This is a genomic window from Haemophilus parainfluenzae (assembly GCF_900450995.1).
Lineage (GTDB): Bacteria > Pseudomonadota > Gammaproteobacteria > Enterobacterales > Pasteurellaceae > Haemophilus_D > Haemophilus_D parainfluenzae_O.
This window is the reverse complement of sequence record NZ_UGHY01000002.1, coordinates 118725-141532: the sequence shown is the minus strand read 5'-3', so window position 1 is coordinate 141532 and position 22808 is coordinate 118725. Positions and strand designations below refer to the sequence as shown.

The following is a 22808-nucleotide window of genomic DNA, read 5'->3' as shown; positions in this document are numbered from 1 at the left end:
TCAGCTAAAAGCCTACGATAGTGGGCTTTTTTTTATAATTGTTTTGTTTGTGGAATACTTATGCTTTTTCCTTATCATTTCGATTCTCCACTCACGCCAAGTGCGGTCAAAATTCAGCGTGAAAATTTGAAGAAATTGGAACGTCAGCATTTTTCTGATTATTCTGTTTTTGAGCTGATTGCTAACCGTACACAATTTTGTGATGATTTGTTAAAACAGCTTTGGCAGCAATTTGAACTAGATAAAGCTTATCTTACCTTAATTGCGGTAGGCGGTTATGGCAGACAAGAAATGTTTCCTTTATCTGACCTAGATGTTCTTATTCTTTCAAAAGAAGAAAGAGGCATTGAAACGGAAGAAAAAATTGCTCAGTTTGTGCAGTTCTTGTGGGATTGTGGATTCGACGTAGGGCATAGTGTTCGTTCTTTAGAAGAATGTGAAAAGGAAGGTAAACAGGACATTACCATTGCAACCAATTTGCTTGAGTCTCGTTATTTATCGGGAGATGTATCCCTTTTCAATGCTTTAGAGGAAATACTGAAAAAGCCAGATTTTTGGGCGGTAAAACCATTCTTTGATGCTAAAGTTCAAGAGCAAATTGAGCGTTATCAGCGTTATCACAACACCAGTTACAATTTAGAGCCTGATTTAAAATACAGCCCTGGTGGCTTGCGGGATCTTCATCTTTTATATTGGATCGCATTACGTCATACCGGAGAAATGACCCTTGATGGCATTTTGGAAAGCGGCTTTATTTACCCATCAGAACACCAACAATTATTAGAAAGCCAAGAATTTTTATTCAAAGTGCGGTTCGCTTTACACTTGATTTTAAAACGTTATGACAACCGACTACTGTTTGAGCGTCAAATTAAAGTGAGCAAGATGCTTGGTTTTGAAGGCGAGGGAAACCGTGGTGTCGAAAAAATGATGAAACGTTTTTTCCAAGCTTTACGCACGATTTCTCGTCTGACCGATATCCTGATTAAGCATTATAAAGAGCATTTTTTATCAACAGATGGCGAGCTCTCTATTTATCCTTTGGATGAGAATTTTGAATTAGTGAATCAAAGTTTGTGTTTACGTAAAAACGATCTGTTTTTACGTTATCCAGATCGTATTTTGGATCTTTTTTTCTATCTTACGCAGCATGAACAAGCCGAAATTCATTCTTCAACATTACGTCAATTACAGATTGCGTTGGAAAGTTTGGCACAGAAATTATGTGATATTCCTGAAGCAAGGGAGAAGTTTATTCGGTTATTTAATCAACCAAAAGCGATTCAGCGAGCATTCCTCTCAATGCACCAATATGGTGTGTTAACGGCTTATTTGCCAAAATGGCAGGGGATTGAAGGCTTGATGCAATTTGATCTCTTCCATATTTACACGGTGGATGAGCATACCTTGCGAGTGATGTTGAAATTGGAAAGTTTCTTAGCCGAAGATGAGGCAGAATCCCATCCGATTTGCCATCAAATATTTACTCAAATTCCTGACCGCACTTTGCTTTATGTTGCCGCACTTTTCCATGATATTGCGAAAGGTCGAGGAGGGGAGCATGCAGAGCTAGGTGCTGAAGATATTGTTGAATTTGCCCGTTTGCATGGTTTTGATCGTCGAGAAATTGAAACTATGGGTTGGCTAGTGAAAGAGCATTTGCTTATGTCAATTACCGCACAGCGTCGAGATATTCATGATCCTGAAGTCGTCATGAGCTTTGCGGAAAGTGTACAAAATCATGTGCGTTTAGATTATCTCACTTGTTTGACTGTTGCCGATATTTGTGCAACAAACGGTACCTTGTGGAATAGCTGGAAACGTTCTTTATTTGCCTCACTCTATGATTATACGTCACAACAATTCCGACAAGGGATGAATTTATTATTAGATAATAAAGAAAAGATCCTTGAAAATCGCCAATTGGCACTGGCAATTTTATCTGAAGGTCAACCAGAATTATCAGAAGAAAAAATTTTAGCACTCTGGCAAGGTTGTCCAGATGATTATTTTTTACGAAATAGCCCAAAACAAATTGCGTGGCATACCGAGTTATTAACCGAATTTGATGGTGAAGTACTCGTTAAAATCAGTAACCGTTTTTCTAGCGGTGGGACTGAAATTTTCGTTTATTGCCCCGATCAAGCTAATTTGTTTAATAAAGTGGTCTCAACTATTGGTGCGAAAAAATTCAGTATTCATGATGCGCAAATTTTAACATCCGATGATGGCTATGTATTCGACAGCTTTATCATCACAGAATTAAATGGTGAATTGGTTCGTTCAGAACGTCGCCGAGAATTAGAGACGGTATTAACTTCTGTTTTATTAGGCGAAAAATTGCCGTCAATGTCTTTTGCAAATAATCGACAGTTGCAACATTTCACCGTAAAAACAGATGTATGTTTTTTGAAAGAAACTAAAAAAGAGCATACCGAATTAGAAGTGGTGGCTTTAGATAAACCAGGTTTATTGGCTCAAATCAGTCAAATTTTTACAGAGTTAAAACTCAATATTTGTAATGCAAAAATCACGACAGTGGGAGAAAAAGCCGAAGACTTTTTTATTCTAACAAATGAGAAAGGCACCGCATTAACCGAAGAGGAAAGAAGATTGTTAGAAAACGTGCTCTATGAGCGATTATAATGTGAAATAAAAAAGTGCGGTTAAATTTGATCTGCACCCCAAAAGTTGGACTCAACAAACCAACAATTGAGGTGCAGATTTTTTATGGGTAAATACGACATAATAGCATTTAAATTACAGGTCCTTCAACCTATTCTAAAAGGAAAAATGAGCATTCGAGAAGCAGCTCGTTTTTACAATATTCCCTCTGACACATTAGTCGGAACCTGGTTGAAACGCTTTGAAAAAAGTGGCATAAAAGGGCTTATTCCTTATAAACCATCAGGACGACCGCCAATGAAACCTAAATACGCCAGAATGCCTCCTCCACCTAAAACAGAAGAAGACCGCTTGCGCCTGAGAATTTTACAGCTTGAAGCGGAGGTCGCTTACCTAAAGGAGTTGAGAAAGCTCAGACTTCAGGAAGAAGCCAGGCAGCGGAAGTTATCCAAAAGTTAAGAGCCCATTATCCCCTGAAAGCGCTATTAGGTAGCGCTATTAGGTATTGCAGGCTTAGCGCGCAGTACGTTTTTTGTTCGACGCCAGGTTAAGCCGGATAAGGATAAAGGACTTAAAGCTGCGATTATCGAGATTAAAGCAAAGCATCCCGATTATGGTTATCGACGGGTTCACGCCTGTTTACTGAGCGTGAATCATAAGAAAATCCAACGTTTAATGCGAGAGCTTGAACTTCAAGTGCGGGTAAGAAAAAGCAAAAATTTGACGACGTATCGAGGGACGATTGGCCATATCGCACCCAATCATCTAGAACGCCATTTTACGGCTACCAAGCCGAACCAAAAGTGGGTAACGGATGTGACTGAGTTTAAAGCAAAAGATGGTAGTAAAGTCTACTTATCCCCAATATTAGATTTATTTAACAATGAGATAGTCTCATATACCCTCAGTTATTCCCCAAACTGGGCACAGGTGGAGAAGATGTTAAAGCGAGCGGTTAAGCGATTAAATAAAACAAGTGGTAGCATTTTACATTCAGACCAAGGCTGGCAATATCAAATGGTAGCTTATCGTCGAATCTTGGCTGAACATGGCATCATTCAAAGTATGTCGAGAAAAGGGAATTGCTTGGACAATGCTGCGATGGAAAGTTTCTTTGGGCGATTAAAAACGGAATGTTTTTATGGTCGGGAATTTAAAACAAAAGAAGAGATAGTTGATGCTGTCAGAGATTATTTGGATTACTATAATCATCGACGGATTCAACTAAAATTAAAAGGACTGAGTCCGATACAATATCGAAAACAATCCTTTAAATAACAGTCTAACTTTTTGGGGTCAGATCAATACACTAAATATTCTTCAATTTCAGCCTGTAATTCAGCAATTGAATGATAAGTCCGAGAGTAAAAACACTCTGATTTTAGTATCGCAAAAGAACTTTCAATCACCGCATTATCGTAGCAATTTCCTCGGCGACTCATACTTTGAACCGCTTTACCTTCCAACATTTTCACCCATTCCGCCGTGCCATACAATACACCTTGGTCACTATGAATAATCGGGCATTCTGTCGGTTTAAGCCGACTAAGCCCTTGTTCTAACATCTTTTTTACCAATGAAAACTTCGGGCGTGTCGCAAAGTTATAGGCAATAATTTCTCGGTTAGCCAAGTCCATCAACGGTGAAAAATAAAGCGTTTCTTGACCAACATGAAATTCCGTTACATCCGTTACCCATTTTTGATTGAGTGCCGTTGCTGTAAAATCACGATTCAGCAAATTCGGGGCAATATGCGATGTTTTTCCACGTTTTCCATGTCTTTTCTTGCGTAAAATGGAATGAATACCTAACTCGTTCATCAGCTTTAACACCGTTTTATGATTCAAATTAAAACCCATTTGGCGTAATTTAAACGTCATGGGGCGATAACCATCTCGTTTTCTGTTCTTTTTATACAGCGATAAGATAGCCTCTTTTACCTCGTGATAATTTCGCTTAACCTCTTTATAGTAAAAGCTTGAGCGAGGCATTTTAGCCACACTAAGTAAATTATTTAATGCATAGTTTGGCTTCAATCTTTCAATGATTTTTCTTTTTTCTGTCGTTGTTTTTGACGGTCGAGCTTCTCCAACTCCTTTAGGTAAGCAATCTCCGCACGAGCCAAGGAGAGCTCTCGTTGTAACTTTTTAAACGCTTTAGGTGAAAAGTCTGTGGTTTCTGGAATTTCAATGTCTTTCTTTTTCATCTTTGGCTTCGCTATTTTCGGTGTTTGAAGGTTTTTATAAGGCGATTTTACGCCATCAAGCCCTCTTTCCCGAAATGCTTTTAGCCAATAAATGACGAGAGCGTGGGAAATTTGATGAAGTTTAGCCACCTCACGGATACCATAATCCTGTTCGGTGACGAGTTTGATAATTTTCAAACGAAATTGATAAGGGTAGGACATAATCTGCACCTCAAATTAGGTGTCCAGGTTTTGGGGTGCAGATCAAAGTGCGGTTAATTTTAACCGCACTTGAGCTGATTATTTGTCATAATGAATAGCTGGTAAATAACCGATCGTTAAATCCAATGGACGGCTACTGCTTATTGTATTTTTTCTGTTCTCAATGAAAAATCTTGATGTCATGGCTTTTTCACCATGATTAAAGAAAATTTCAATAATTGAGCGATCAAAGAAAATTTCAACAGTCTGAAGATTTTCAATTTCGCAGAAGCGTTTTGTATCGAATTTCTCCATTAATTCCGTTTGTTCGCTTTGACTGCGATCTAAGCAGATCAAGCCATTTTCATAAGATAGGCGCAGTGATTGTCCTTTTTCATTTTGTAAGAAGGTTAAGTCAAAGGCTTGGTTATTTGCCTCAAATTTAAGATAGGCACGATCTAAATTGGCAATATCCGCTTTCTCACCAAGATGACGCGCTGAAAGTGCGGTCAGATTTTCGTATATTTTTGCAATCGGACGTTGATAAATTTTTGTCCCTTCTAAGCACAATTCTCTTGGCAAGGTTAAAGCTGAATGCCATTTAAATTTGTCTGTTGGGTAAGTTAAATCAGGTAAACCAATCCAACCGAAAAGCACGGCATGAGTTTGATTATCTAAGCCGCCAAACGTTTGTGGTGCGTAGAAATCAAAGCCCTGATCTAATTCGCCGATATATTCTGCTTCAAAGGTTAAATCTGTTAATTTACCCACAGCATAAGTCGCATGATAATTATTTTGGAATTGATGTGCTTCTCGATCTTTACCTTGTGGTGACCAAATAAACACATCTTTATCACCGAGTTTCAATAGGTCAGGGCATTCCCACATAAACACGTTTTTATTATCAAAAGCAGGCAAGGAAAGCTCACCTAATAAACGAGGCGTATCTTCAAGATTGTCCATTTCAAAAATAATGGCTGTTCCTGTGAGGTTTTCTCGCTGTGCACCACAGATAAAACGGATTTTTCCGTCTTCAGTAAAATACGGTTTAGGATCACGAACATGCTCTGTATAGCCTTCAGGCTCATTTTCAATTAACGGACGTTTGCTAAGCAATTTCCCATTAAGATTAAACATTGCTAAATTTTGATAAGGCACGCGTTGATTATCACTTGGTCGACGAGTATTGCCGGTATAGAACATGGCCAATTTGTCATCAACTTTTAAAGCGCCACCAGAATAACAGCCGTGAGACTCAAAAAGCTCGCAAGGAATCAGACCATCTGCTGGTTGATAATATTGGAAATCTTTCGTGATTAAATGCTTCCAATGTTTCATCCCGTGAATTGCATCGAATGGAAACCATTGGTAGAACAGATGATACTTTTCACCATCAAAGATCAAACCATTCGGATCATTCATTAAGCCAGTTGGTGGGGCAATATGAAAGTGCGGTCGAAAATCTTTGTCTTTTTGCACGGTTTCAGCAATTTCTGCGAGTTCGCCTTTTTCTGCGGCTAGGATGCTTTTGTATTTGCCATTATTGAAAATAATCATCGTGATCGTGCCTCGTTAATGTGATCGGGTAAGTAAAAGGTGCAATAACTTGCACCTTTGATCCTTAGTGGGCTAGGAACGCTGTTAATTGTGCTTTATTTGGTAGTGCAGACATCGCCCCTTTTGCTGTCGTAGCAAGGGCACCACAAGCATTGGCTTGACGAATAATTTGCACAAGCACATCATTTTCTTTCCAGTTTGGATGCTGTGAAAGTCCTGCAAGCAGGCCGCCAACAAAGGCATCGCCTGCACCCGTTGTATCAATCGGTTGTAAGGCTTTTCCTGCAATCACATCTTTTTTACCTTCTAAGTGATAGAGCGCGCCATCTTTACCTAAGGTCACGATAATCAATTTTTCAGGATAAAGTGCGGTCACTTTTTCAAAGGCTTTTTCAAGGCTGTCAGTATTGGTTAAAAGCGTTAATTCTTCTTCAGAGAATTTCAATACATCAGCTGATGCAACCGTTTCCATTACCACGGTTTTCATTTCTTCTAGGCTAGACCAAAGTGATTCACGTAAATTTGGGTCAAAAGAGAAGAAACCGCCAGCAGCTTTAATACGACGAATGGCTTCGAAAGTCGCTTCGCGAGATGGATTATTAATCAGCGCGATAGAGCAGCAATGTAGCCATTCACCTTGTTGGAAAGACGGTAAATCGCTAGCTTGTAAGAACTGATCTGCACTTGGATTTACCATAAAGGTAAAGCTGCGTTCGCCATTATCTAAACCAACCACAACCGTAGAGGTTCGATGTTGCGGATCTAAAATCATATGTTGTGTATTCACATTTTCCGCATTTAAGGTATCTTGCATAAATTGGCCAAGCGGATCGTTACCTACTCGACCAATAAAGGCACTTTGGCTGCCTAATCGAGCTACGCCAACAGCCACATTTGCTGGCGCACCACCGGCACAGCGTAAATAATGATTTTCACCGTCAGGAATAAGATCGACAACCGCATCGCCGGTTACCCAGATTTTTTGGCTCATATTATTTTCCCTCTATTGTGGATATCAGTTAAAAAATAACCGCACTTAAAAAGAGCGGTCATTTTCATAGGTGTTTTATGCGATGGTTACACGAGCGAACTTACGTTTACCGACTTGGTAAACGTTTGTACCTTTTGGCGCATTGGCTTTCATGTCTTCGACTTTTTCGCCATTGATTTTTACACCACCTTGTTTCGCTGATCGAATCGCTTCAGAAGTAGAAGGAACCAGTCCCGCTTCTTTTAATAAGGTTGCTAAACCCATTTCGCCCTCAAAGGTGAATTCAGGCATTTCATCTGGCATTGCACCTTTTTGGAAACGGTTAATAAATTCTTGCTCAGCCGTCTCTGCCGCTGCTTCATCATGGAAACGTGCAATGATTTCTTTGGCTAATAAAATCTTCACATCACGTGGGTTTTTACCATTTGCTACTTCTGCTTTTAATTCAGCAATTTCAGTGAGTGGACGGAAAGAAAGTAAGTTATACCAATCCCACATTAATTCATCCGAGATCGACATAATTTTACCGAACATATCGCTTGGTGCATCTGTCACGCCGATGTAGTTACCTAATGATTTAGACATTTTCTTCTCACCGTCTAAACCAACAAGTAATGGAAGCGTAATCGCTACTTGTGGTTTCTGACCAGCTGATTTTTGTAATTCACGACCAACAAGTAAGTTAAATTTTTGGTCAGTACCACCAAGTTCCACGTCAGCTTCTAATGCAACAGAGTCATGACCTTGTAATAAAGGATAAATAAATTCGTGAATTGCGATAGGTTGATTGTTACCAAAACGTTTTTTGAAGTCATCACGTTCTAGCATACGCGCTACGGTGTAGTTACTTGCTAAACGGATCATCCCTTCAGTACCCAATTTACCCAACCATTCAGAGTTGAATACGATTTTCGTTTTTTGTGGGTCTAGAATTTTGTAAATCTGTTCTTTATAGGTTTCCGCATTGCGAAGCACATCTTCGCGGCTGAGCGGTGGGCGAGTGGTATTTTTACCAGATGGATCACCGACCATCCCCGTGAAATCACCGATTAAGAAATAGACTTCGTGGCCTAATTGTTGGAATTGACGAAGTTTGTTTAATACCACGGTATGCCCTAAGTGAATATCTGGAGCAGTAGGGTCTGCACCAAGTTTAATTTTAAGTGGGCGATTTTCTTTCAGTTTTTCGATTAAATCTGCTTCAGAAAGAATCTCATCAGTACCGCGTTTTAGTTCTGCGAGAACGGTATTAATATCAGTCATTCTATTTCCTAATGTTATTTTAATATTAAAGGCTACATTATAGAGAATATGGCTGAAATGAAAAGATTGAGATGAAAAAAAACGCCTATTTGTGGGGAAATAGGCGTGAAGTTGGAGTGATTATCTGTTTGTTTTTGGAATAGTTAGATGATAACTATTATCAAATGTCTTGTCAATAACAAAATGCAAATAATTCTCAATTATTTTTTAATCGATGTAAGGTACACTTTCTGTGAGAGAAAGTGCGGTCGGAATGCCATCTGAAATGTCAAATTTTCCCGCATAAGCATAAGCTTCAACGCCCTGAGATTTGGCGTCCTTTAAAAGACGATCATATTCAGGGTCTACAAACTCAGCGATTTTAAAACGATCGAAGCCATCATGTAATCCAGCAAAGAGAACAACGGCGCGATGTCCTTGTTTTTTCATGGCTAAAAGCTCGCGAACATGTTTTTGTCCACGAGTAGTCACCGCATCGGGAAACATCCCTAATGTGCCTTTTACAAAAGTGATTGATTTCACTTCAACATAACAATCTGGCAAGCCCTCACCTTTAAGTAAGAAGTCGATACGGCTATTTTCTTCACCATATTTCACTTCAGGATAAATTTCATCATACATAGCGAGTTCTTTGATTTGTTTATTTTGCAAGGCTTCAAAGACTAACTGATTGGATCTGTGAGTATTAATGCAAACAAGTTGGCCATTTGCTAATTGCGTTAATTCCCAACTGTGTGGATATTTACGAGTTTGGCTATCAGAATGAGAGTACCAAACGGTATCCCCTTTTTCACCACAGCCAGTCATTGCACCAGTATTTGCACAATGAATCGTGATCACTTCGCCATTTGGTAATTCAATATCGGTTAAAAAGCGTTTATAGCGGCGAATTAATTTTGCGGATTGTAGGGTAGGGAGTTGCATATCTTATTCCTTTTCAAAAGAAAGTGCGGTCAAATTTAATGATGAAATTAACCGCACTTTGTCTTTATGAATGTTTAGTAAATATTATTCAATAGTGACAACTAAGCGCAATTTTTTCTAGACGATGCTTGTGTCGTAGATACTAGTGTAATCATGCTAGAAATACATGAATACAATATATGTAAAAATGAGGTTCATTATAATGTAATTCGGCTTGTTGAGTAAGTTAATTTATTTGCTATAACACATATAGAAAATAACCTTTAAAATTGACCGCACTTTTACCTTCTTAAATTTAAAAATTAAAACAAATTCTTGATTTACCATTGACTTTTTGACCTATAGCCCTTACTTTACGGATTGATGTTTCATCAACTTTATTCTTTGTAAAATAAGGAGCTTTTATGCAATCTCGCATTGTTGTTAATTCACAGGAAGAATCACTACTTAGCACACATAAAGTGCTACGTAATACTTATTTCTTATTGGGATTAACGATGGCATTTTCGGCAGTTGTTGCTTATATTTCTATGAGTTTGAACTTGCCTTATCCAAATCTTATCGTGTTACTTGTAGGTTTTTATGGTTTACTTTTTGTCACAAACCGTTTAGCAAATAGTGCGTGGGGAATCTTAGCTGCATTCGCATTTACTGGGTTTATGGGCTATACCATCGGGCCAATTTTAAACATGTATGTGGCGAGAGGAATGGAAGATTTAATTATGCTTGCCTTCGCAGGTACAGCAATCGTCTTCTTTGCTTGTTCAGCTTATGTGCTCACTACGAAGAAAGATATGTCTTTCCTTTCTACCGCAATTTTCTCATTATTTATCGTGTTATTGTTAGGGATTGTGGCAAGCTTCTTCTTCCAAATTCCTGCACTAGCGGTCGGGATCAGTGCATTGTTTGTGGTGTTCTCAACGATGACAATCCTTTATGAAACCAGCAATATTATTCACGGTGGTGAAACAAACTATATTCGTGCAACTGTGAATATTTATGTATCAATTTACAACTTGTTCATTAGCTTATTAAGATTACTTTCTATCTTCTCAAGCGATGACTAGTCAGTATTAAATTTAAAGACGCTCCTTATTAGGGGCGTTTTTTGTTTTGAACTAATTTTCTGAAGAGAAGTCTTAGCATACAGGTTTGCTCGTGGAACCTATCAATAATAAAACAGGAGTTTTTATGAAATCTTTAAAATCATTTTTAACATTAACATCACTCGCATTAGCGGTATCAGGTTCTGCATTGGCAACGAATATTGCCGTATTGCCAACAAAAGAAGATGTTGTAACAAATTCAAAATCAATGGTTGAAAGCACAAAAGCTGATATGAAAAATGCAGCAAATGATAAGCTTAAATCAATGACAGATAGTGCAAGTTCAACAAAATCAACTGCATTAGATAAAGTAAAAGAGGTTAAAGAAAAAGCGACTTCTGCAAAAGATGCGGTAAAAGAGAAAGCATCAGCGCTAAAAGAAAAAGCAACTGATGCAAAAACAAAAGCAGCAGATAAAGTAAAAGAAGCAAAAGAAAAGGCGGCTTCAACAAAAGAGTCAGCTAAAGAGAAAGTGGCTTCTTCTGCAAAAGTAAATATCAATAAAGCGGATGCAGAAACCTTACAAAAACTTTCTGGTATCGGTGAGAAAAAAGCACAAGCGATTATTGATTATCGTAACAAAGTGGGCAAAATCAAAAGTGCTGCCGAACTTTCAAATATTGATAGTATCGGTGAAGCCACAATTGAAAAAATCACACCATTCTTAAGTTTCTAAGAAAACATAGATAAAACAGACCGCACTTTCTGTGCGGTTTTTTTATTGAAGTAGATCACAAAATTGTAACAAAGTGTGATTTGGAGGATTATTTCTTTTTACATCCTATGTATAATGTACAGATAACATCATGTAATACAAGGGGTAGATATGCAGCATTATAATGCCTTTGATGAATGGTTGGCTTCAACTGCTTTAGGTGGGGCGAATCAATCGTATATTGAAGAGTTATACGAAAGTTATTTAGAAGATCCATCTTCAGTCGATGAAAGTTGGCGAGCTACATTTGATGCATTGCCGAAAACAACCGCAGTAGAGCAACCACATTCACCAGTCCGTGATTATTTCCGTCGCTTAGCGAGAGAAAATATAACAGAAGCCGTGACGGTTATCGATCCAGAAGCCAGTGCAAAATTAGTTAAAGTCCTCCAATTTATCAATGCTTATCGCTTCCGTGGTCATTTAGAAGCAAAACTTGACCCAATCAATTATTATCGTTGGAAAGTCTCCACCGTCCCTGAGTTGGATTACCGTTATTATGGTTTTACCGAACAGGATCTCAATGAAACCTTCAATATTAATCACTATGTCTATCATCGCGATAACATCAAATTAGGTGATTTAGCTGAAATGCTGAAAGAGACCTATTGTGGCTCAATTGGTCTTGAGTTTATGCATGTTCAGGATATGGAGCAAAAAAGTTGGCTACAAAGCAAATTAGAAAGCCAATTAAATAAACCGCTCTTTACCAAAGAAGAAAAAATTAATTTATTAAGCGAATTGACCGCTGCAGATGGCTTAGAACGTTATCTCGGTGCAAAATTCCCAGGGGCAAAACGTTTCTCTTTAGAGGGAAGTGATGCCTTTATTCCATTGATGAAAGAAATTATTCGCCATGCGAGCAAACAAGGCGTAAAAGATGTGATGTTTGGTATGGCACACCGTGGTCGTTTAAACATGTTAGTAAACGTGCTCGGTAAGAAACCAGAAGATCTTTTCGACGAGTTTGCGGGTAAACATTCAGGCGAGCGTACAGGTGATGTGAAATACCACCAAGGTTTCTCTTCTGACTTCGCAGTCGGTGAGCGTCGTGTGCATTTAACCCTTGCATTTAACCCGTCGCACTTAGAAATTGTTAGCCCAGTGGTTATTGGTGCGGTACGTTCTCGTCAAACGAAAAAGAATGATACAGAGCGTAATCAAGTATTAGCGGTTACCGTTCATGGGGATTCCGCAGTAGCGGGACAAGGTGTCGTACAAGAAACCTTAAATATGTCCAATGCACGTGGTTATACCGTTGGTGGAACAATCCGTATTGTGATCAATAACCAAATTGGTTTCACCACCTCTAACCCAAATGACACCCGCTCAACAGAATATTGTACTGATATCGCGAAAATGATTCAGGCACCGATTATTCATGTGAATGGTGATGATCCAGAAGCGGTTGCTTTTGCCGCGAGAATGGCGGTGGAATATCGCAATTTATTCAAACGCGATATCTTCATTGATCTGATTTCTTATCGTCGTCATGGTCATAATGAGGCTGATGAACCATTAGCCACTCAACCAATGATGTATAGCATCATTAAAAAACATCCAACGCCACGTAAAGTCTATGCAGATCGTTTAATTGCTGAAGGGGTGATTACCGAAGAAGAAGCCATTGAAATGATGAATCTCTATCGTGATGCCTTAGATAATGGTGATCGCGTAGTGAAAGAATGGCGAGAAATGGATACCGCCCAAATGGATTGGTTGCAATATCTTAACTATGACTGGACATCCCCTTACGAAAGTAAATTCCCGCAAGAGCGTTTCCAAACTTTAGCGGAGCGTGTCAGTGAATATCCAGAAAGCTTGCGTGCGCATTCTCGTGTCGAAAAAATCTATGCAGATCGCCGTGAAATGGCAAAAGGTGAGAAATTGTTCGATTGGGGTATGGCGGAAACTATGGCATACGCAACCTTATTAGATGAAGGCGCTAATGTTCGTTTATCGGGTGAAGATGCGGGACGTGGTACGTTCTTCCATCGACATGCGGTTGTGCACAATCAAAATGACGGTACAGGTTATGTGCCATTAACACATTTACATGCCAACCAAGGTCGTTTTGAGGTGTGGGATTCAGTCTTATCCGAAGAAGCCGTATTGGCTTTTGAATATGGATATGCGACGACAGATCCAAAAACATTAACCATTTGGGAAGCACAATTTGGTGACTTCGCAAATGGTGCACAAATAGTGATTGACCAATTTATTAGTTCTGGCGAACAAAAATGGGGCAGAATGTGTGGTTTAGTGATGTTATTACCACATGGTTATGAAGGCCAAGGTCCAGAGCACTCATCAGCTCGTTTAGAACGTTATTTACAACTTTGTGCAGAACAGAATATGCAAGTGTGTATCCCATCTACACCAGCACAGGTTTACCACATGTTACGTCGTCAAGCGATCCGTAAAATGCGTCGTCCATTAATTGGTATTTCACCAAAATCTTTATTACGTCATCCACTTGCCGTGTCAAGTTTAGATGAATTAGTAAATGGCACATTCCAAACAGTCATTGGTGAAATTGATAACATCGATCCGAAACAAGTTAAACGCGTAGTCCTATGCTCAGGTAAAGTGTATTACGATCTCTTGGAACAACGTCGAGCGAATAACCAAACAGATGTGGCGATTATTCGTATTGAGCAGCTTTATCCGTATCCACATGAAGATGTGAAGAAAGCCCTAGAGCCTTATTCTCATGTGACAGATTTTGTGTGGTGTCAAGAAGAGCCATTAAACCAAGGGGCTTGGTATTGCAGTAAACATAACTTTGACAGCTCAATTCCTGAGCATGTGAAGTTAAAATACGCAGGACGTCCAGCCTCAGCTTCACCAGCGGTAGGTTACATGTCTTTACACACCAAACAGCAAAAACAATTGGTAGAAGATGCACTGACACTGTAAAAGTGCGGTCAAAATTTTAGTAATTTAAAAAAAAGAATAATTTAAAGGAAAATAAAATGACAATCGAAATTCTTGTTCCAGATTTACCAGAATCCGTTGCGGATGCAACTGTTGCAACATGGCATAAAAAAGTCGGTGATACCGTAAAACGTGACGAAGTTTTAGTGGAAATCGAAACAGATAAAGTGGTACTTGAAGTGCCGGCATTAAGCGATGGTGTGGTGGTTGAAATTCTTCAAGAAGAAGGGGCAACGGTAGTAAGTAAACAGCTTTTAGGTAAACTTTCAACCCAACAGGCGGGCGATATTTCAACTGAAACGGTGAAAGACAATGAGCCAACACCAGCCGATCGTCAAAGAGCAGCCATTGAAAATAGCCATAATAATTCAGCGGATCAAGGTCCAGCTATTCGTCGTTTATTAGCTGAACACGATTTAGATGCAGAGAAAATTCAAGGCTCTGGTGTGGGAGGCCGTATTACCCGTGAAGATATTGCTCGCGAAGTAGCAAGACGTGATGCTCAAAAAGCGAAACAAGATGTAGCGACAGAGCAGAATACCATTAGCACCGTGGCATATAGCTCTCGTTCAGAAAAACGCGTACCAATGACCCGTTTACGTAAACGTATTGCGGAACGTTTATTGGAAGCGAAAAATACCACTGCAATGCTCACTACATTCAATGAAGTGGATATGCAGCCGATTATGAAATTACGTAAAACATACGGTGAGAAATTTGAGAAACAACATGGTGTGCGTTTAGGCTTTATGTCTTTCTACATTAAAGCCGTAGTTGAAGCGTTAAAACGTTATCCTGAGGTGAATGCTTCAATTGACGGTGATGACATTGTGTATCACAACTATTTTGATATTAGCATTGCCGTTTCAACGCCGCGTGGTTTGGTAACACCTGTATTACGCAACTGCGATAAACTGAGCATGGCAGATATTGAGAAACAAATTAAAGCACTAGCAGAAAAAGGCCGCGATGGTAAATTAACCGTTGAAGATTTAACAGGTGGTAACTTCACCATTACTAATGGCGGTGTATTTGGTTCTTTAATGTCTACACCAATTATCAATCCACCGCAAAGTGCAATTTTAGGCATGCATGCCATCAAAGATCGCCCGGTTGCGGTAGATGGCCAAGTGGTGATTCGTCCGATGATGTATTTAGCCTTATCTTATGACCACCGCTTAATTGATGGTCGTGAATCAGTCGGTTTCTTAGTGGCGATTAAAGACTTATTAGAAGACCCAACTCGTTTATTATTAGAAATCTAAGCACATAGGCTTTTTCTCTTTTCAGGGAAAAAGCCTTTTTTACATTGATGTGAATAAAAGGGCGGGAACAATGCCCGCCTTTCTATAGTTAAAATCCGATCTTTATTTAGCTATTTTGCGTACTAAGATTGCTAAGATAAAGGTAATGATGATAACAGGGAAAGTCAGACCTAAATCGGTTTCCCAACCTTTTGTCATGAGGAAACGATAGAGTACGAAGCCGACAAACCAAACGCCGAGTCCGATACTATCAACAGATTTTTTAACATCATGCTGTTTAAGCACAAAGAAATCAGCGATAAGCACAGCGATCATTGGCGCGAATACTGAACCAATAAAGAACAAGAAATGTTCGTATTCTGTCACTGGTAAGGTTGAGGCTAATATAATGCCTACAATCACGGTAAGTACGGAGACTGGCGTGACTTTTAATTGAGGGAAAATGTTGTTTAAACTCATGCCGGTGGAATAGGCGGGAAGTGCAGTGTTAATCATGGTAGAGGCGATGACAATTAATACACCAATAACACTTACACCAGCAAGGGAAAGAATTTGTGAGATTTCAGATTTACCGGTCACTAATGCTGCACCTAAGCCGAGAGCATACATCCAGCAGCTGGTCGCGGTATAAGTTAGCGTTGAAAGTGCTGTCGTTTTAAATGGTGTTTCGCTGTTCTTCGTGTGGTCAGATACTACTGGTAACCAAGAAAGTGGCATGATGGCAGCAATTTCTACAGCAGTACCAAATTTAATATTTTGTGCAACATCCATGGTAATAAATGGCTTATTAGCTACTTGAATACTTAGCCACAGCATCAGTAAAAACATGGTGACAAGTGAGAGGCTTTTGAAGATACCTAATTTAGTGAAGCCGAGTAGTAGCCAAAGTATGATGAGTATGCCTAAGCCAAGTGTTAGGAATGGAAAGATGGAAGCATCAGCTGTTTGATTTAAGATAGAAATGACGTCAGCCCCCATATAAATCATGACAGCAGTCCATCCCATCAGTTGCATGGCATTGAGTAAAGAGAAAAGCGCAGAACCTTTTTCACCAAATGATATTTGTACCGTTTGCATGGCACTTTTTTGGGTTTTTGCACCGATGTAACCTGCACAGAAAAACATCGAACCACCAATAAAGTGTCCAACGACGATGGCAATTAAACCTTGTTGCCACCCTAGTGGCGCAAACCAAGTACCGGTGAGAATTTCTGCCATTGAAATAGCAGCAGTAAACCAAATGAGCGCAATTGCAAGATTGCTTGATTTTTTCGTTTGCATGTTGTTATCCTTAACAAGCGTTGTGGTTATTCTGTCCCAGTATATAACTTAATATAGAAAGGGCAAGTCCAGATTTAAAATAAAACAAAGTGCGGTCAAATTTTTGTTTGTTTCGCTAAACAGCATCAAAAATAGGAAGGAAATATGAATTTACATGAGTACCAAGCTAAGCAGCTTTTTAAGCAATATGCTCTGCCAGTGAGTGAGGGTGTCGTGTGCCAAACGCCAGATGAAGCTGAAATGGCACTTTTTCAGCTGAATGGTGATGTTTGGATAGCGAAATGTCAAGTTCACGCAGGTGGCCGCGGAAAAGCCGGTGGTGTGAAGCTCGTGCATAATGCAGAAGAAGCGCGTGCTTTTGCACATAAATGGCTTGGCCAACATTTAGTTACCTTCCAAACCGATAAAAAAGGCCAACCCGTTAATAGCATTTATATTGAAGAAACCAGCCAGATTGATAAGGAGCTTTATTTAAGTGCGGTGATTGATCGTGCTTCACAGAAAGTTGTTTTTATGGCGTCTTCAGCGGGAGGCATGAATATTGAAGATGTGGCAAGAGAAACACCTGAGCTAATTCATAAAGTCGCCATTGATCCTTTGGTTGGTGGAATGCCATATCAAGGTCGTGGATTAGCCTTTAAACTAGGTTTAAGTGGCGAGCAAAATAAGCAATTTGCTGCTATTTTTGTGAAATTATCGCAGCTTTTTATCGAAAAAGATTTTTCTTTAGTTGAAGTGAATCCACTCGTGGTGACGAAAGAAGGTCATTTAATTTGTCTCGATGCGAAAGTAGGCATTGATGATAACTCACTTTATCGTCATCCTGATTTGTTAGCCTTACGCGATTTAAATCAAAGTGATTCACGCGAAGCAGAAGCAGAAAAATATCAGCTCAATTATGTCGCCTTAGAAGGAGATATCGGCTGTATGGTTAATGGCGCCGGACTAGCTATGGGTACAATGGATATCGTGAAATTATATGGTGGTAACCCTGCAAACTTCCTTGATGTTGGTGGCGGTGCAACGAAAGAACGTGTTGCTGAAGCCTTCAAGATTATTCTTACCGATAAAAATGTGAAATCAGTCTTAGTAAATATTTTTGGTGGAATTGTACGCTGTGATCTTATTGCTGAAGGTGTCGTAGCGGCGATTCAAGAAGTCGGTGTAAAAGTGCCTGTTGTGGTTCGATTAGAAGGAACCAATGCCCCACAAGGCAGAGCAATTTTAGCCGAAAGTGGAGTGAATTTAATTGCAGCACATAGTTTACAAGAAGCAGCACAAGCGGCAGTGAAAGCGGCAAAAGGAGAATAATTTATGGCGATTTTAATTAATAAAGAGACAAAAGTAATTTGCCAAGGTTTCACTGGTGTCCAAGGGACATTTCACAGCGAACAGGCATTGGCTTATGGCACAAAGTTAGTGGGTGGCGTTTCACCGAATAAAGGCGGAACAACTCACTTAGGTTTGCCGGTATTTAATACAGTGCGTGAAGCGGTGCAAACTACAGGGGCTACGGCAACTATGATTTATGTGCCCGCACCATTTTGTAAAGATGCTATTTTAGAAGCCATTGATGCTGGTATTCAATTAGTGGTCTGTATTACAGAAGGTATCCCAACATTGGATATGCTGTTGGTAAAACAAAAGTTAAATGAAACGGGTGTGGTGATGATCGGCCCGAATTGCCCAGGCGTGATTACACCAGATGAATGCAAGATTGGGATTATGCCGGGCAATATCCATAAAAAAGGCAGAGTAGGGATAGTTTCTCGTTCGGGTACTTTAACCTATGAGGCGGTACAACAGACAACAGATGAAGGTTTTGGTCAATCTACTTGCGTAGGGATCGGTGGCGATCCTATTCCAGGATCTAACTTCATTGATATTCTTAAACGATTCCAAGAAGATCCTGAAACTGAAGCTATCGTGATGATTGGTGAAATCGGAGGCTCAGCAGAAGAAGAGGCGGCATCGTTCATTAAATCTCATGTGACAAAACCTGTGGTGGCTTATATTGCAGGTGTGACAGCGCCAAAAGGCAAGCGTATGGGACACGCAGGTGCGATTATCAGTGGCGGAAAAGGGACGGCTGCAGATAAAATTGCTGCACTTGAAGCGGCTGGCGTGAAAACGGTGAGAAGTCTTGCTGAAATCGGTTCAGCCCTCCGTGAATTATTGAAGTAAAATACTTCAAAAATGGACCGCACTTTGGATTAGTTTTCAAAGTGCGGTCGTTTTTTATAACAAATTCTTATAACCTGCATCTAAATCGGTGTATAATCTCGTCAGTTTTTTAAGGACAAAATTATGAGCCAATTTTTCTATATCCACCCTGAAAACCCGCAAGCGCGTTTGATTAATCAAGCGGTAGAAATCTTGCATCAAGGTGGTATCATTGTGTACCCGACAGATTCGGGCTATGCCTTAGGCTGTATGATAGGTGATAAACATGCGATGGATCGTATCGTGGCGATTCGTAAATTGCCAGAAGGGCATAATTTTACGTTGGTATGTAGCGATTTATCCGAGCTTTCAACCTACGCAACGGTGAGCAATTCGGCTTATCGTTTAATTAAAAACAATACGCCGGGGCGTTATACTTTTATTTTGACGGCAACGAAAGAACTTCCACGTCGATTAATGACCTCAAAACGCAAAACCATTGGTTTGCGTGTGCCGGATAACCAAATCGCTTTAGATTTATTGAACGCATTAGGTGAGCCGATTCTATCTTGCTCACTGATGTTGCCTGATAATGAACATATGACTTATTCCGATCCAGAAGAGATTCGTGAATATTTAGAACGTCAAGTGGATTTAATTATTCATGGTGGTTATTTAGGTCAAGAGCCAACAACGGTGGTCGATTTAACGGAAGAATCGCCAGTAATTTTACGTGAAGGAAGTGGTAGTACCGCTCCTTTCATTTAACTTATTTTAGACGCTTGGGAAAGCGACAAAGGAAAACAGATGAAACCTATCCAAAAACCAGTCAGACAAGAACGTGAAAAACAAGCGGGAAAGCAGCCGAACTTTGAGCGTAAAGAACGTAAAAGAGCGGTCAATTCTGACATCAAATCAACCCCTAAAGCTAAGGTAGCTAAACCATCTCATCAATCGACTGTAGAAGGTGAAAAATTACAGAAAGTGCTTGCGCGTGCAGGACAAGGCTCTCGTCGTGAAATTGAAGCGATGATTGCTGAAAATCGTGTGAGTGTCGATGGCAAAATGGCGACTCTTGGTGATCGTATCGATGTACATTCTGGTATAAAAGTGCGTATTGATGGTCGTATCATCAATCTTCAACAAGCACAAAAAGAAGTATGCCGAGTGTTGATGTATTACAAACCCGAAGGCGAACTTTGTACTCGTAGCGATCCAGAAGGTCGCGCAACTGTATTCGACCGTTTGCCACGCTTAAATGGTGCAAGATGGATTGCAGTCGGTCGTTTAGATATTAATACTTCTGGCTTATTACTTTTCACGACAGATGGTGAATTAGCTAACCGTTTAATGCACCCAAGCCGTGAAGTTGAGCGAGAGTATTCCGTGCGTGTATTTGGTCAAGTGGACGATGCCATGTTAGCGCGTTTACGTAAAGGCGTGCAGTTGGAAGATGGTCCAGCCAATTTCAAAGAAATCAAATTTGCGGGCGGTGTTGGAATTAACCAATGGTACGATGTGACCTTAATGGAAGGTCGTAACCGTGAAGTGCGTCGCCTATGGGAATCACAAGGTATTCAAGTGAGTCGCTTAATTCGTATTCGTTACGGCAACATTAAGCTAATGAAAGGCTTACCGCGTGGTGGCTGGGAAGAAATGGATCTGGAAAACGTCAACTATCTACGTGAGTTAGTGGGCTTACCACCAGAAACCGAAACCAAATTAGACGTAACAAAACCTCGTCGCCGACCAAAATCAGGTCAAATTCGTAAAGCAGTAAAACGTTATACTGAGTTAAGTAAACGCTATAAAAAATAGGTGGTATTCGCGATGAAAATGCAGCAACTTCGCTACATTGTTGAGATTGTAAACCAAAATTTAAATGTGACTGAAGCCGCGAATGCGCTTTACACCTCTCAACCTGGTATTAGTAAACAAGTTCGCTTGTTAGAAGATGAATTAGGTTTAGAGATTTTTGAGCGTAATGGTAAACACATTAAATCTATCACGCCGGCGGGTAAAAAGATCGTCGCTATTGCTCGTGAGCTTCTAGTGAAAGCGCAAAGCATTAAATCAATAGCCAATGAATATACTTGTCCGAATCATGGTGTGTTACGCATCGCAACAACCAATACACAAGCGCGTTATATGCTGCCAGCTGTGGTAGAACGTTTCTCTAAACAATATCCGGATGTGAGCTTGCATATTCATCAAGGTTCACCGACGCAAATTCACGATGCGTTGATTTCTGGTGAAGTAGATTTAGCAATTACGACAGAAGCACCATATCTTTTTGATGATTTGATTCAATTGCCTTGCTATTTGTGGAATCGTTCGGTGATTGTTAAACCTGACCATCCTTTGGCAAAAGTGAAAAATCTTACTGTTGAGGAGTTGGGGAAATATCCGTTAGTCACTTATACCTTTGGTTTTACCGGCGTGTCTGATTTGGACTATGCGTTTAACCGAGCGGGGATTCTGCCGAATATTGTGTTTACCGCAACGGATGCAGACGTGATTAAAACTTATGTGCGTTTAGGATTAGGTGTGGGCATTATGGCATCTATGGCGCATACTCCAGCAGATAAGGATTTAGTGGCGATTGATGCAGGGCATTTGTTCCGTGCGAGTATGACGCAAATTGCCTTTAAACACAGTACTTTCTTACGCAACTATATGTACGATTTTATCGAATTTTTCTCTCCACACTTAACCCGACCAATGGTTGAAAAAGCCGAGAGATTGCGTGATAACAATGCGGTTAAGAAATTGTTTGATAATGTCGAATTAGATGTGAAGTAAAATAGCAGTTAAAAATTAAACTTTTTATAAAGGAAAGGACGCGTTATAGCGTCCTTTTTGCTATTGTTTTTCATTTTGAGTCTGATTTTGAAGTTTCTCTTGTTTTGAATGATAAAAATAGAGGTATGTTAAGCCAATTGGTGCGATAAATATTGCGAACATAAAACACAGCATCATAGTTATAAATTTAATTATAAGCATTAGTACAGCATTAACAAAGAAAGCATTATTTCCTAAAATATATTCAATAATACTTTCATAAACAAATCGAGAATAAGGATATAAGAATAAACAAACCAATCCAAGGATTATATTAGTAAGAAATATAGATGGGTTACCAGTACGACTATAGCTGTCATATCCCATAACAACCATAAATGCGAAAAAGATTAACCCGAATAAAAATTGACGAATATAGTAAGCTTTTGATAAGCCACCAAGAGTCTTAGATAAAAATGACATAACATCTCCTTATGGTTGAACCTAAAACGGGTACAAGTATAACCTGCACCTAAAATAGGTGCAATGACAAAATTAAGATTATCTATTCATTCCGATGAATATATTTGGTTAAGAGAATTATTGCTTAATCGAAGAAAAGAGCTAGGTTTATCACAACGCGCATTTGGAGAAAAATTGGGCGTTGTACATTCGTTTATTGGAAAAGTAGAGACAGGAGATCGTCGTTTAGATGTGTTTGAATTCATCGAATATTGCAAAGGACTTGATTTAGATCCTATTCAGGTATTAAGAGAAATTGAAGAAAAATTTAGAGTATAATATTGATATAGTT

At 39.5% G+C, this 22808-nt stretch carries 21 protein-coding genes; 13 read left to right on the top strand and 8 right to left on the bottom strand.

Translation table 11 applies throughout. The annotated features are described in order from the left end of the window. Positions 1-60 precede the first annotated feature (60 nt). The 3 genes from glnD to DX522_RS00760 all read left to right on the top strand — a co-directional run bounded on the left by glnD (position 61) and on the right by DX522_RS00760 (position 3903). On the top strand, positions 61-2646 hold the full coding sequence (glnD, locus tag DX522_RS00770; RefSeq protein ID WP_115179476.1) for a bifunctional uridylyltransferase/uridylyl-removing protein GlnD: 2586 nt from the start codon (positions 61-63) through the stop codon (positions 2644-2646). Between the two features lie 84 nt (positions 2647-2730). After that, positions 2731-3084, top strand: a complete 354-nt coding sequence (locus DX522_RS00765; RefSeq protein WP_115179475.1) for a helix-turn-helix domain-containing protein — start codon at positions 2731-2733, stop codon at positions 3082-3084. Positions 3085-3129: 45 nt separating this feature from the next. After that, complete coding sequence (locus tag DX522_RS00760; protein WP_115179474.1) at positions 3130-3903, top strand: IS3 family transposase; 774 nt, start codon at positions 3130-3132, stop codon at positions 3901-3903. Positions 3904-3926: 23 nt separating this feature from the next. On the opposite strand, the gene DX522_RS00755 is transcribed toward DX522_RS00760, so the two are convergent. The 6 genes from DX522_RS00755 to sfsA all read right to left on the bottom strand — a co-directional run bounded on the left by DX522_RS00755 (position 3927) and on the right by sfsA (position 9746). Beyond that, entirely contained in the window at positions 3927-4661 is a 735-nt protein-coding gene (locus tag DX522_RS00755) for an IS3 family transposase (protein WP_262054124.1), read from the bottom strand. Next, complete coding sequence (locus tag DX522_RS00750; RefSeq protein ID WP_115179472.1) at positions 4658-5032, bottom strand: transposase; 375 nt, start codon at positions 5030-5032, stop codon at positions 4658-4660. The genes DX522_RS00755 and DX522_RS00750 overlap by 4 nt, the downstream gene beginning before the upstream one ends. Positions 5033-5110: 78 nt before the next feature. Next, the gene (locus tag DX522_RS00745; protein WP_115179471.1) at positions 5111-6568 is read right to left on the bottom strand and encodes a glycoside hydrolase family 32 protein; all 1458 of its coding nucleotides are present in this window, start codon (positions 6566-6568) and stop codon (positions 5111-5113) included. A gap of 64 nt (positions 6569-6632) precedes the next feature. Further along, a complete protein-coding gene (locus DX522_RS00740; RefSeq protein ID WP_115179470.1) occupies positions 6633-7559 on the bottom strand; it encodes an aminoimidazole riboside kinase in 927 nt (308 codons plus the stop codon). Between the two features lie 75 nt (positions 7560-7634). After that, positions 7635-8822: a tyrosine--tRNA ligase gene (tyrS, locus tag DX522_RS00735; protein ID WP_115179469.1), complete on the bottom strand. Its 1188-nt coding sequence runs from the start codon at positions 8820-8822 to the stop codon at positions 7635-7637. 207 nt (positions 8823-9029) lie between these two features. Beyond that, complete coding sequence (gene sfsA, locus DX522_RS00730; protein ID WP_111315962.1) at positions 9030-9746, bottom strand: DNA/RNA nuclease SfsA; 717 nt, start codon at positions 9744-9746, stop codon at positions 9030-9032. A gap of 404 nt (positions 9747-10150) precedes the next feature. On the opposite strand from sfsA, the gene DX522_RS00725 reads away from it, so the two are divergent. The 4 genes from DX522_RS00725 to odhB all read left to right on the top strand — a co-directional run bounded on the left by DX522_RS00725 (position 10151) and on the right by odhB (position 15769). Beyond that, positions 10151-10813, top strand: coding sequence for a Bax inhibitor-1/YccA family protein (locus DX522_RS00725; protein ID WP_049375273.1), 663 nt, complete (start codon positions 10151-10153; stop codon positions 10811-10813). Between the two features lie 124 nt (positions 10814-10937). Next, the gene (locus tag DX522_RS00720) at positions 10938-11528 is read left to right on the top strand and encodes a ComEA family DNA-binding protein (RefSeq protein ID WP_115179468.1); all 591 of its coding nucleotides are present in this window, start codon (positions 10938-10940) and stop codon (positions 11526-11528) included. Positions 11529-11678: 150 nt separating this feature from the next. Further along, the gene (sucA, locus tag DX522_RS00715) at positions 11679-14486 is read left to right on the top strand and encodes a 2-oxoglutarate dehydrogenase E1 component (protein WP_115179467.1); all 2808 of its coding nucleotides are present in this window, start codon (positions 11679-11681) and stop codon (positions 14484-14486) included. Between the two features lie 56 nt (positions 14487-14542). Next, entirely contained in the window at positions 14543-15769 is a 1227-nt protein-coding gene (odhB, locus tag DX522_RS00710; RefSeq protein ID WP_115179466.1) for a 2-oxoglutarate dehydrogenase complex dihydrolipoyllysine-residue succinyltransferase, read from the top strand. Positions 15770-15871: 102 nt separating this feature from the next. Here the strand turns inward: odhB and cytX are convergent, their stop codons facing one another. After that, on the bottom strand, positions 15872-17050 hold the full coding sequence (gene cytX, locus DX522_RS00705; protein WP_115179465.1) for a putative hydroxymethylpyrimidine transporter CytX: 1179 nt from the start codon (positions 17048-17050) through the stop codon (positions 15872-15874). A gap of 144 nt (positions 17051-17194) precedes the next feature. Between cytX and sucC the strand changes: the two genes are divergently transcribed. The 5 genes from sucC (at position 17195) to cysB (ending at position 22015) form a co-directional block, all read left to right on the top strand. Continuing rightward, positions 17195-18361 (top strand): ADP-forming succinate--CoA ligase subunit beta, encoded by a 1167-nt coding sequence (sucC, locus tag DX522_RS00700; protein ID WP_115179464.1) that lies wholly within the window; start codon positions 17195-17197, stop codon positions 18359-18361. A 3-nt stretch (positions 18362-18364) separates the two neighbouring features. Beyond that, positions 18365-19234: a succinate--CoA ligase subunit alpha gene (gene sucD / locus DX522_RS00695; RefSeq protein WP_115179463.1), complete on the top strand. Its 870-nt coding sequence runs from the start codon at positions 18365-18367 to the stop codon at positions 19232-19234. Positions 19235-19357: 123 nt separating this feature from the next. Continuing rightward, a complete protein-coding gene (locus DX522_RS00690; RefSeq protein ID WP_115179462.1) occupies positions 19358-19981 on the top strand; it encodes an L-threonylcarbamoyladenylate synthase in 624 nt (207 codons plus the stop codon). 39 nt (positions 19982-20020) lie between these two features. After that, entirely contained in the window at positions 20021-21031 is a 1011-nt protein-coding gene (gene rluB, locus DX522_RS00685; RefSeq protein ID WP_115179461.1) for a 23S rRNA pseudouridine(2605) synthase RluB, read from the top strand. Positions 21032-21043: 12 nt separating this feature from the next. Continuing rightward, positions 21044-22015: an HTH-type transcriptional regulator CysB gene (gene cysB, locus DX522_RS00680; protein WP_115179460.1), complete on the top strand. Its 972-nt coding sequence runs from the start codon at positions 21044-21046 to the stop codon at positions 22013-22015. A gap of 60 nt (positions 22016-22075) precedes the next feature. Here the strand turns inward: cysB and DX522_RS00675 are convergent, their stop codons facing one another. Continuing rightward, positions 22076-22477: a membrane protein gene (locus DX522_RS00675; RefSeq protein WP_049364109.1), complete on the bottom strand. Its 402-nt coding sequence runs from the start codon at positions 22475-22477 to the stop codon at positions 22076-22078. A gap of 63 nt (positions 22478-22540) precedes the next feature. Here DX522_RS00675 and DX522_RS00670 point away from each other — a divergent pair, with 63 nt between their 5' ends. Continuing rightward, complete coding sequence (locus tag DX522_RS00670; protein WP_049364110.1) at positions 22541-22795, top strand: helix-turn-helix domain-containing protein; 255 nt, start codon at positions 22541-22543, stop codon at positions 22793-22795. Positions 22796-22808: the final 13 nt, after the last annotated feature.

Excerpts from the sequence above, each read along its gene's own strand:
- rluB (WP_115179461.1), top strand. The coding sequence starts at position 20,021 with ATGAAACCTATCCAAAAACCAGTCAGACAAGAACGTGAAAAACAAGCG.
- DX522_RS00670 (WP_049364110.1), top strand. The coding sequence starts at position 22,541 with ATGACAAAATTAAGATTATCTATTCATTCCGATGAATATATTTGGTTA.
- DX522_RS00745 (WP_115179471.1), bottom strand. The coding sequence starts at position 6,568 with ATGATTATTTTCAATAATGGCAAATACAAAAGCATCCTAGCCGCAGAA.
- cytX (WP_115179465.1), bottom strand. The coding sequence starts at position 17,050 with ATGCAAACGAAAAAATCAAGCAATCTTGCAATTGCGCTCATTTGGTTT.
- tyrS (WP_115179469.1), bottom strand. The coding sequence starts at position 8,822 with ATGACTGATATTAATACCGTTCTCGCAGAACTAAAACGCGGTACTGAT.
- sucD (WP_115179463.1), top strand. The coding sequence starts at position 18,365 with ATGGCGATTTTAATTAATAAAGAGACAAAAGTAATTTGCCAAGGTTTC.
- cysB (WP_115179460.1), top strand. The coding sequence starts at position 21,044 with ATGAAAATGCAGCAACTTCGCTACATTGTTGAGATTGTAAACCAAAAT.
- odhB (WP_115179466.1), top strand. The coding sequence starts at position 14,543 with ATGACAATCGAAATTCTTGTTCCAGATTTACCAGAATCCGTTGCGGAT.
- DX522_RS00740 (WP_115179470.1), bottom strand. The coding sequence starts at position 7,559 with ATGAGCCAAAAAATCTGGGTAACCGGCGATGCGGTTGTCGATCTTATT.
- DX522_RS00750 (WP_115179472.1), bottom strand. The coding sequence starts at position 5,032 with ATGTCCTACCCTTATCAATTTCGTTTGAAAATTATCAAACTCGTCACC.
- sucA (WP_115179467.1), top strand. The coding sequence starts at position 11,679 with ATGCAGCATTATAATGCCTTTGATGAATGGTTGGCTTCAACTGCTTTA.
- glnD (WP_115179476.1), top strand. The coding sequence starts at position 61 with ATGCTTTTTCCTTATCATTTCGATTCTCCACTCACGCCAAGTGCGGTC.
- DX522_RS00690 (WP_115179462.1), top strand. The coding sequence starts at position 19,358 with ATGAGCCAATTTTTCTATATCCACCCTGAAAACCCGCAAGCGCGTTTG.
- DX522_RS00725 (WP_049375273.1), top strand. The coding sequence starts at position 10,151 with ATGCAATCTCGCATTGTTGTTAATTCACAGGAAGAATCACTACTTAGC.
- DX522_RS00720 (WP_115179468.1), top strand. The coding sequence starts at position 10,938 with ATGAAATCTTTAAAATCATTTTTAACATTAACATCACTCGCATTAGCG.
- DX522_RS00675 (WP_049364109.1), bottom strand. The coding sequence starts at position 22,477 with ATGTCATTTTTATCTAAGACTCTTGGTGGCTTATCAAAAGCTTACTAT.
- sucC (WP_115179464.1), top strand. The coding sequence starts at position 17,195 with ATGAATTTACATGAGTACCAAGCTAAGCAGCTTTTTAAGCAATATGCT.
- sfsA (WP_111315962.1), bottom strand. The coding sequence starts at position 9,746 with ATGCAACTCCCTACCCTACAATCCGCAAAATTAATTCGCCGCTATAAA.
- DX522_RS00765 (WP_115179475.1), top strand. The coding sequence starts at position 2,731 with ATGGGTAAATACGACATAATAGCATTTAAATTACAGGTCCTTCAACCT.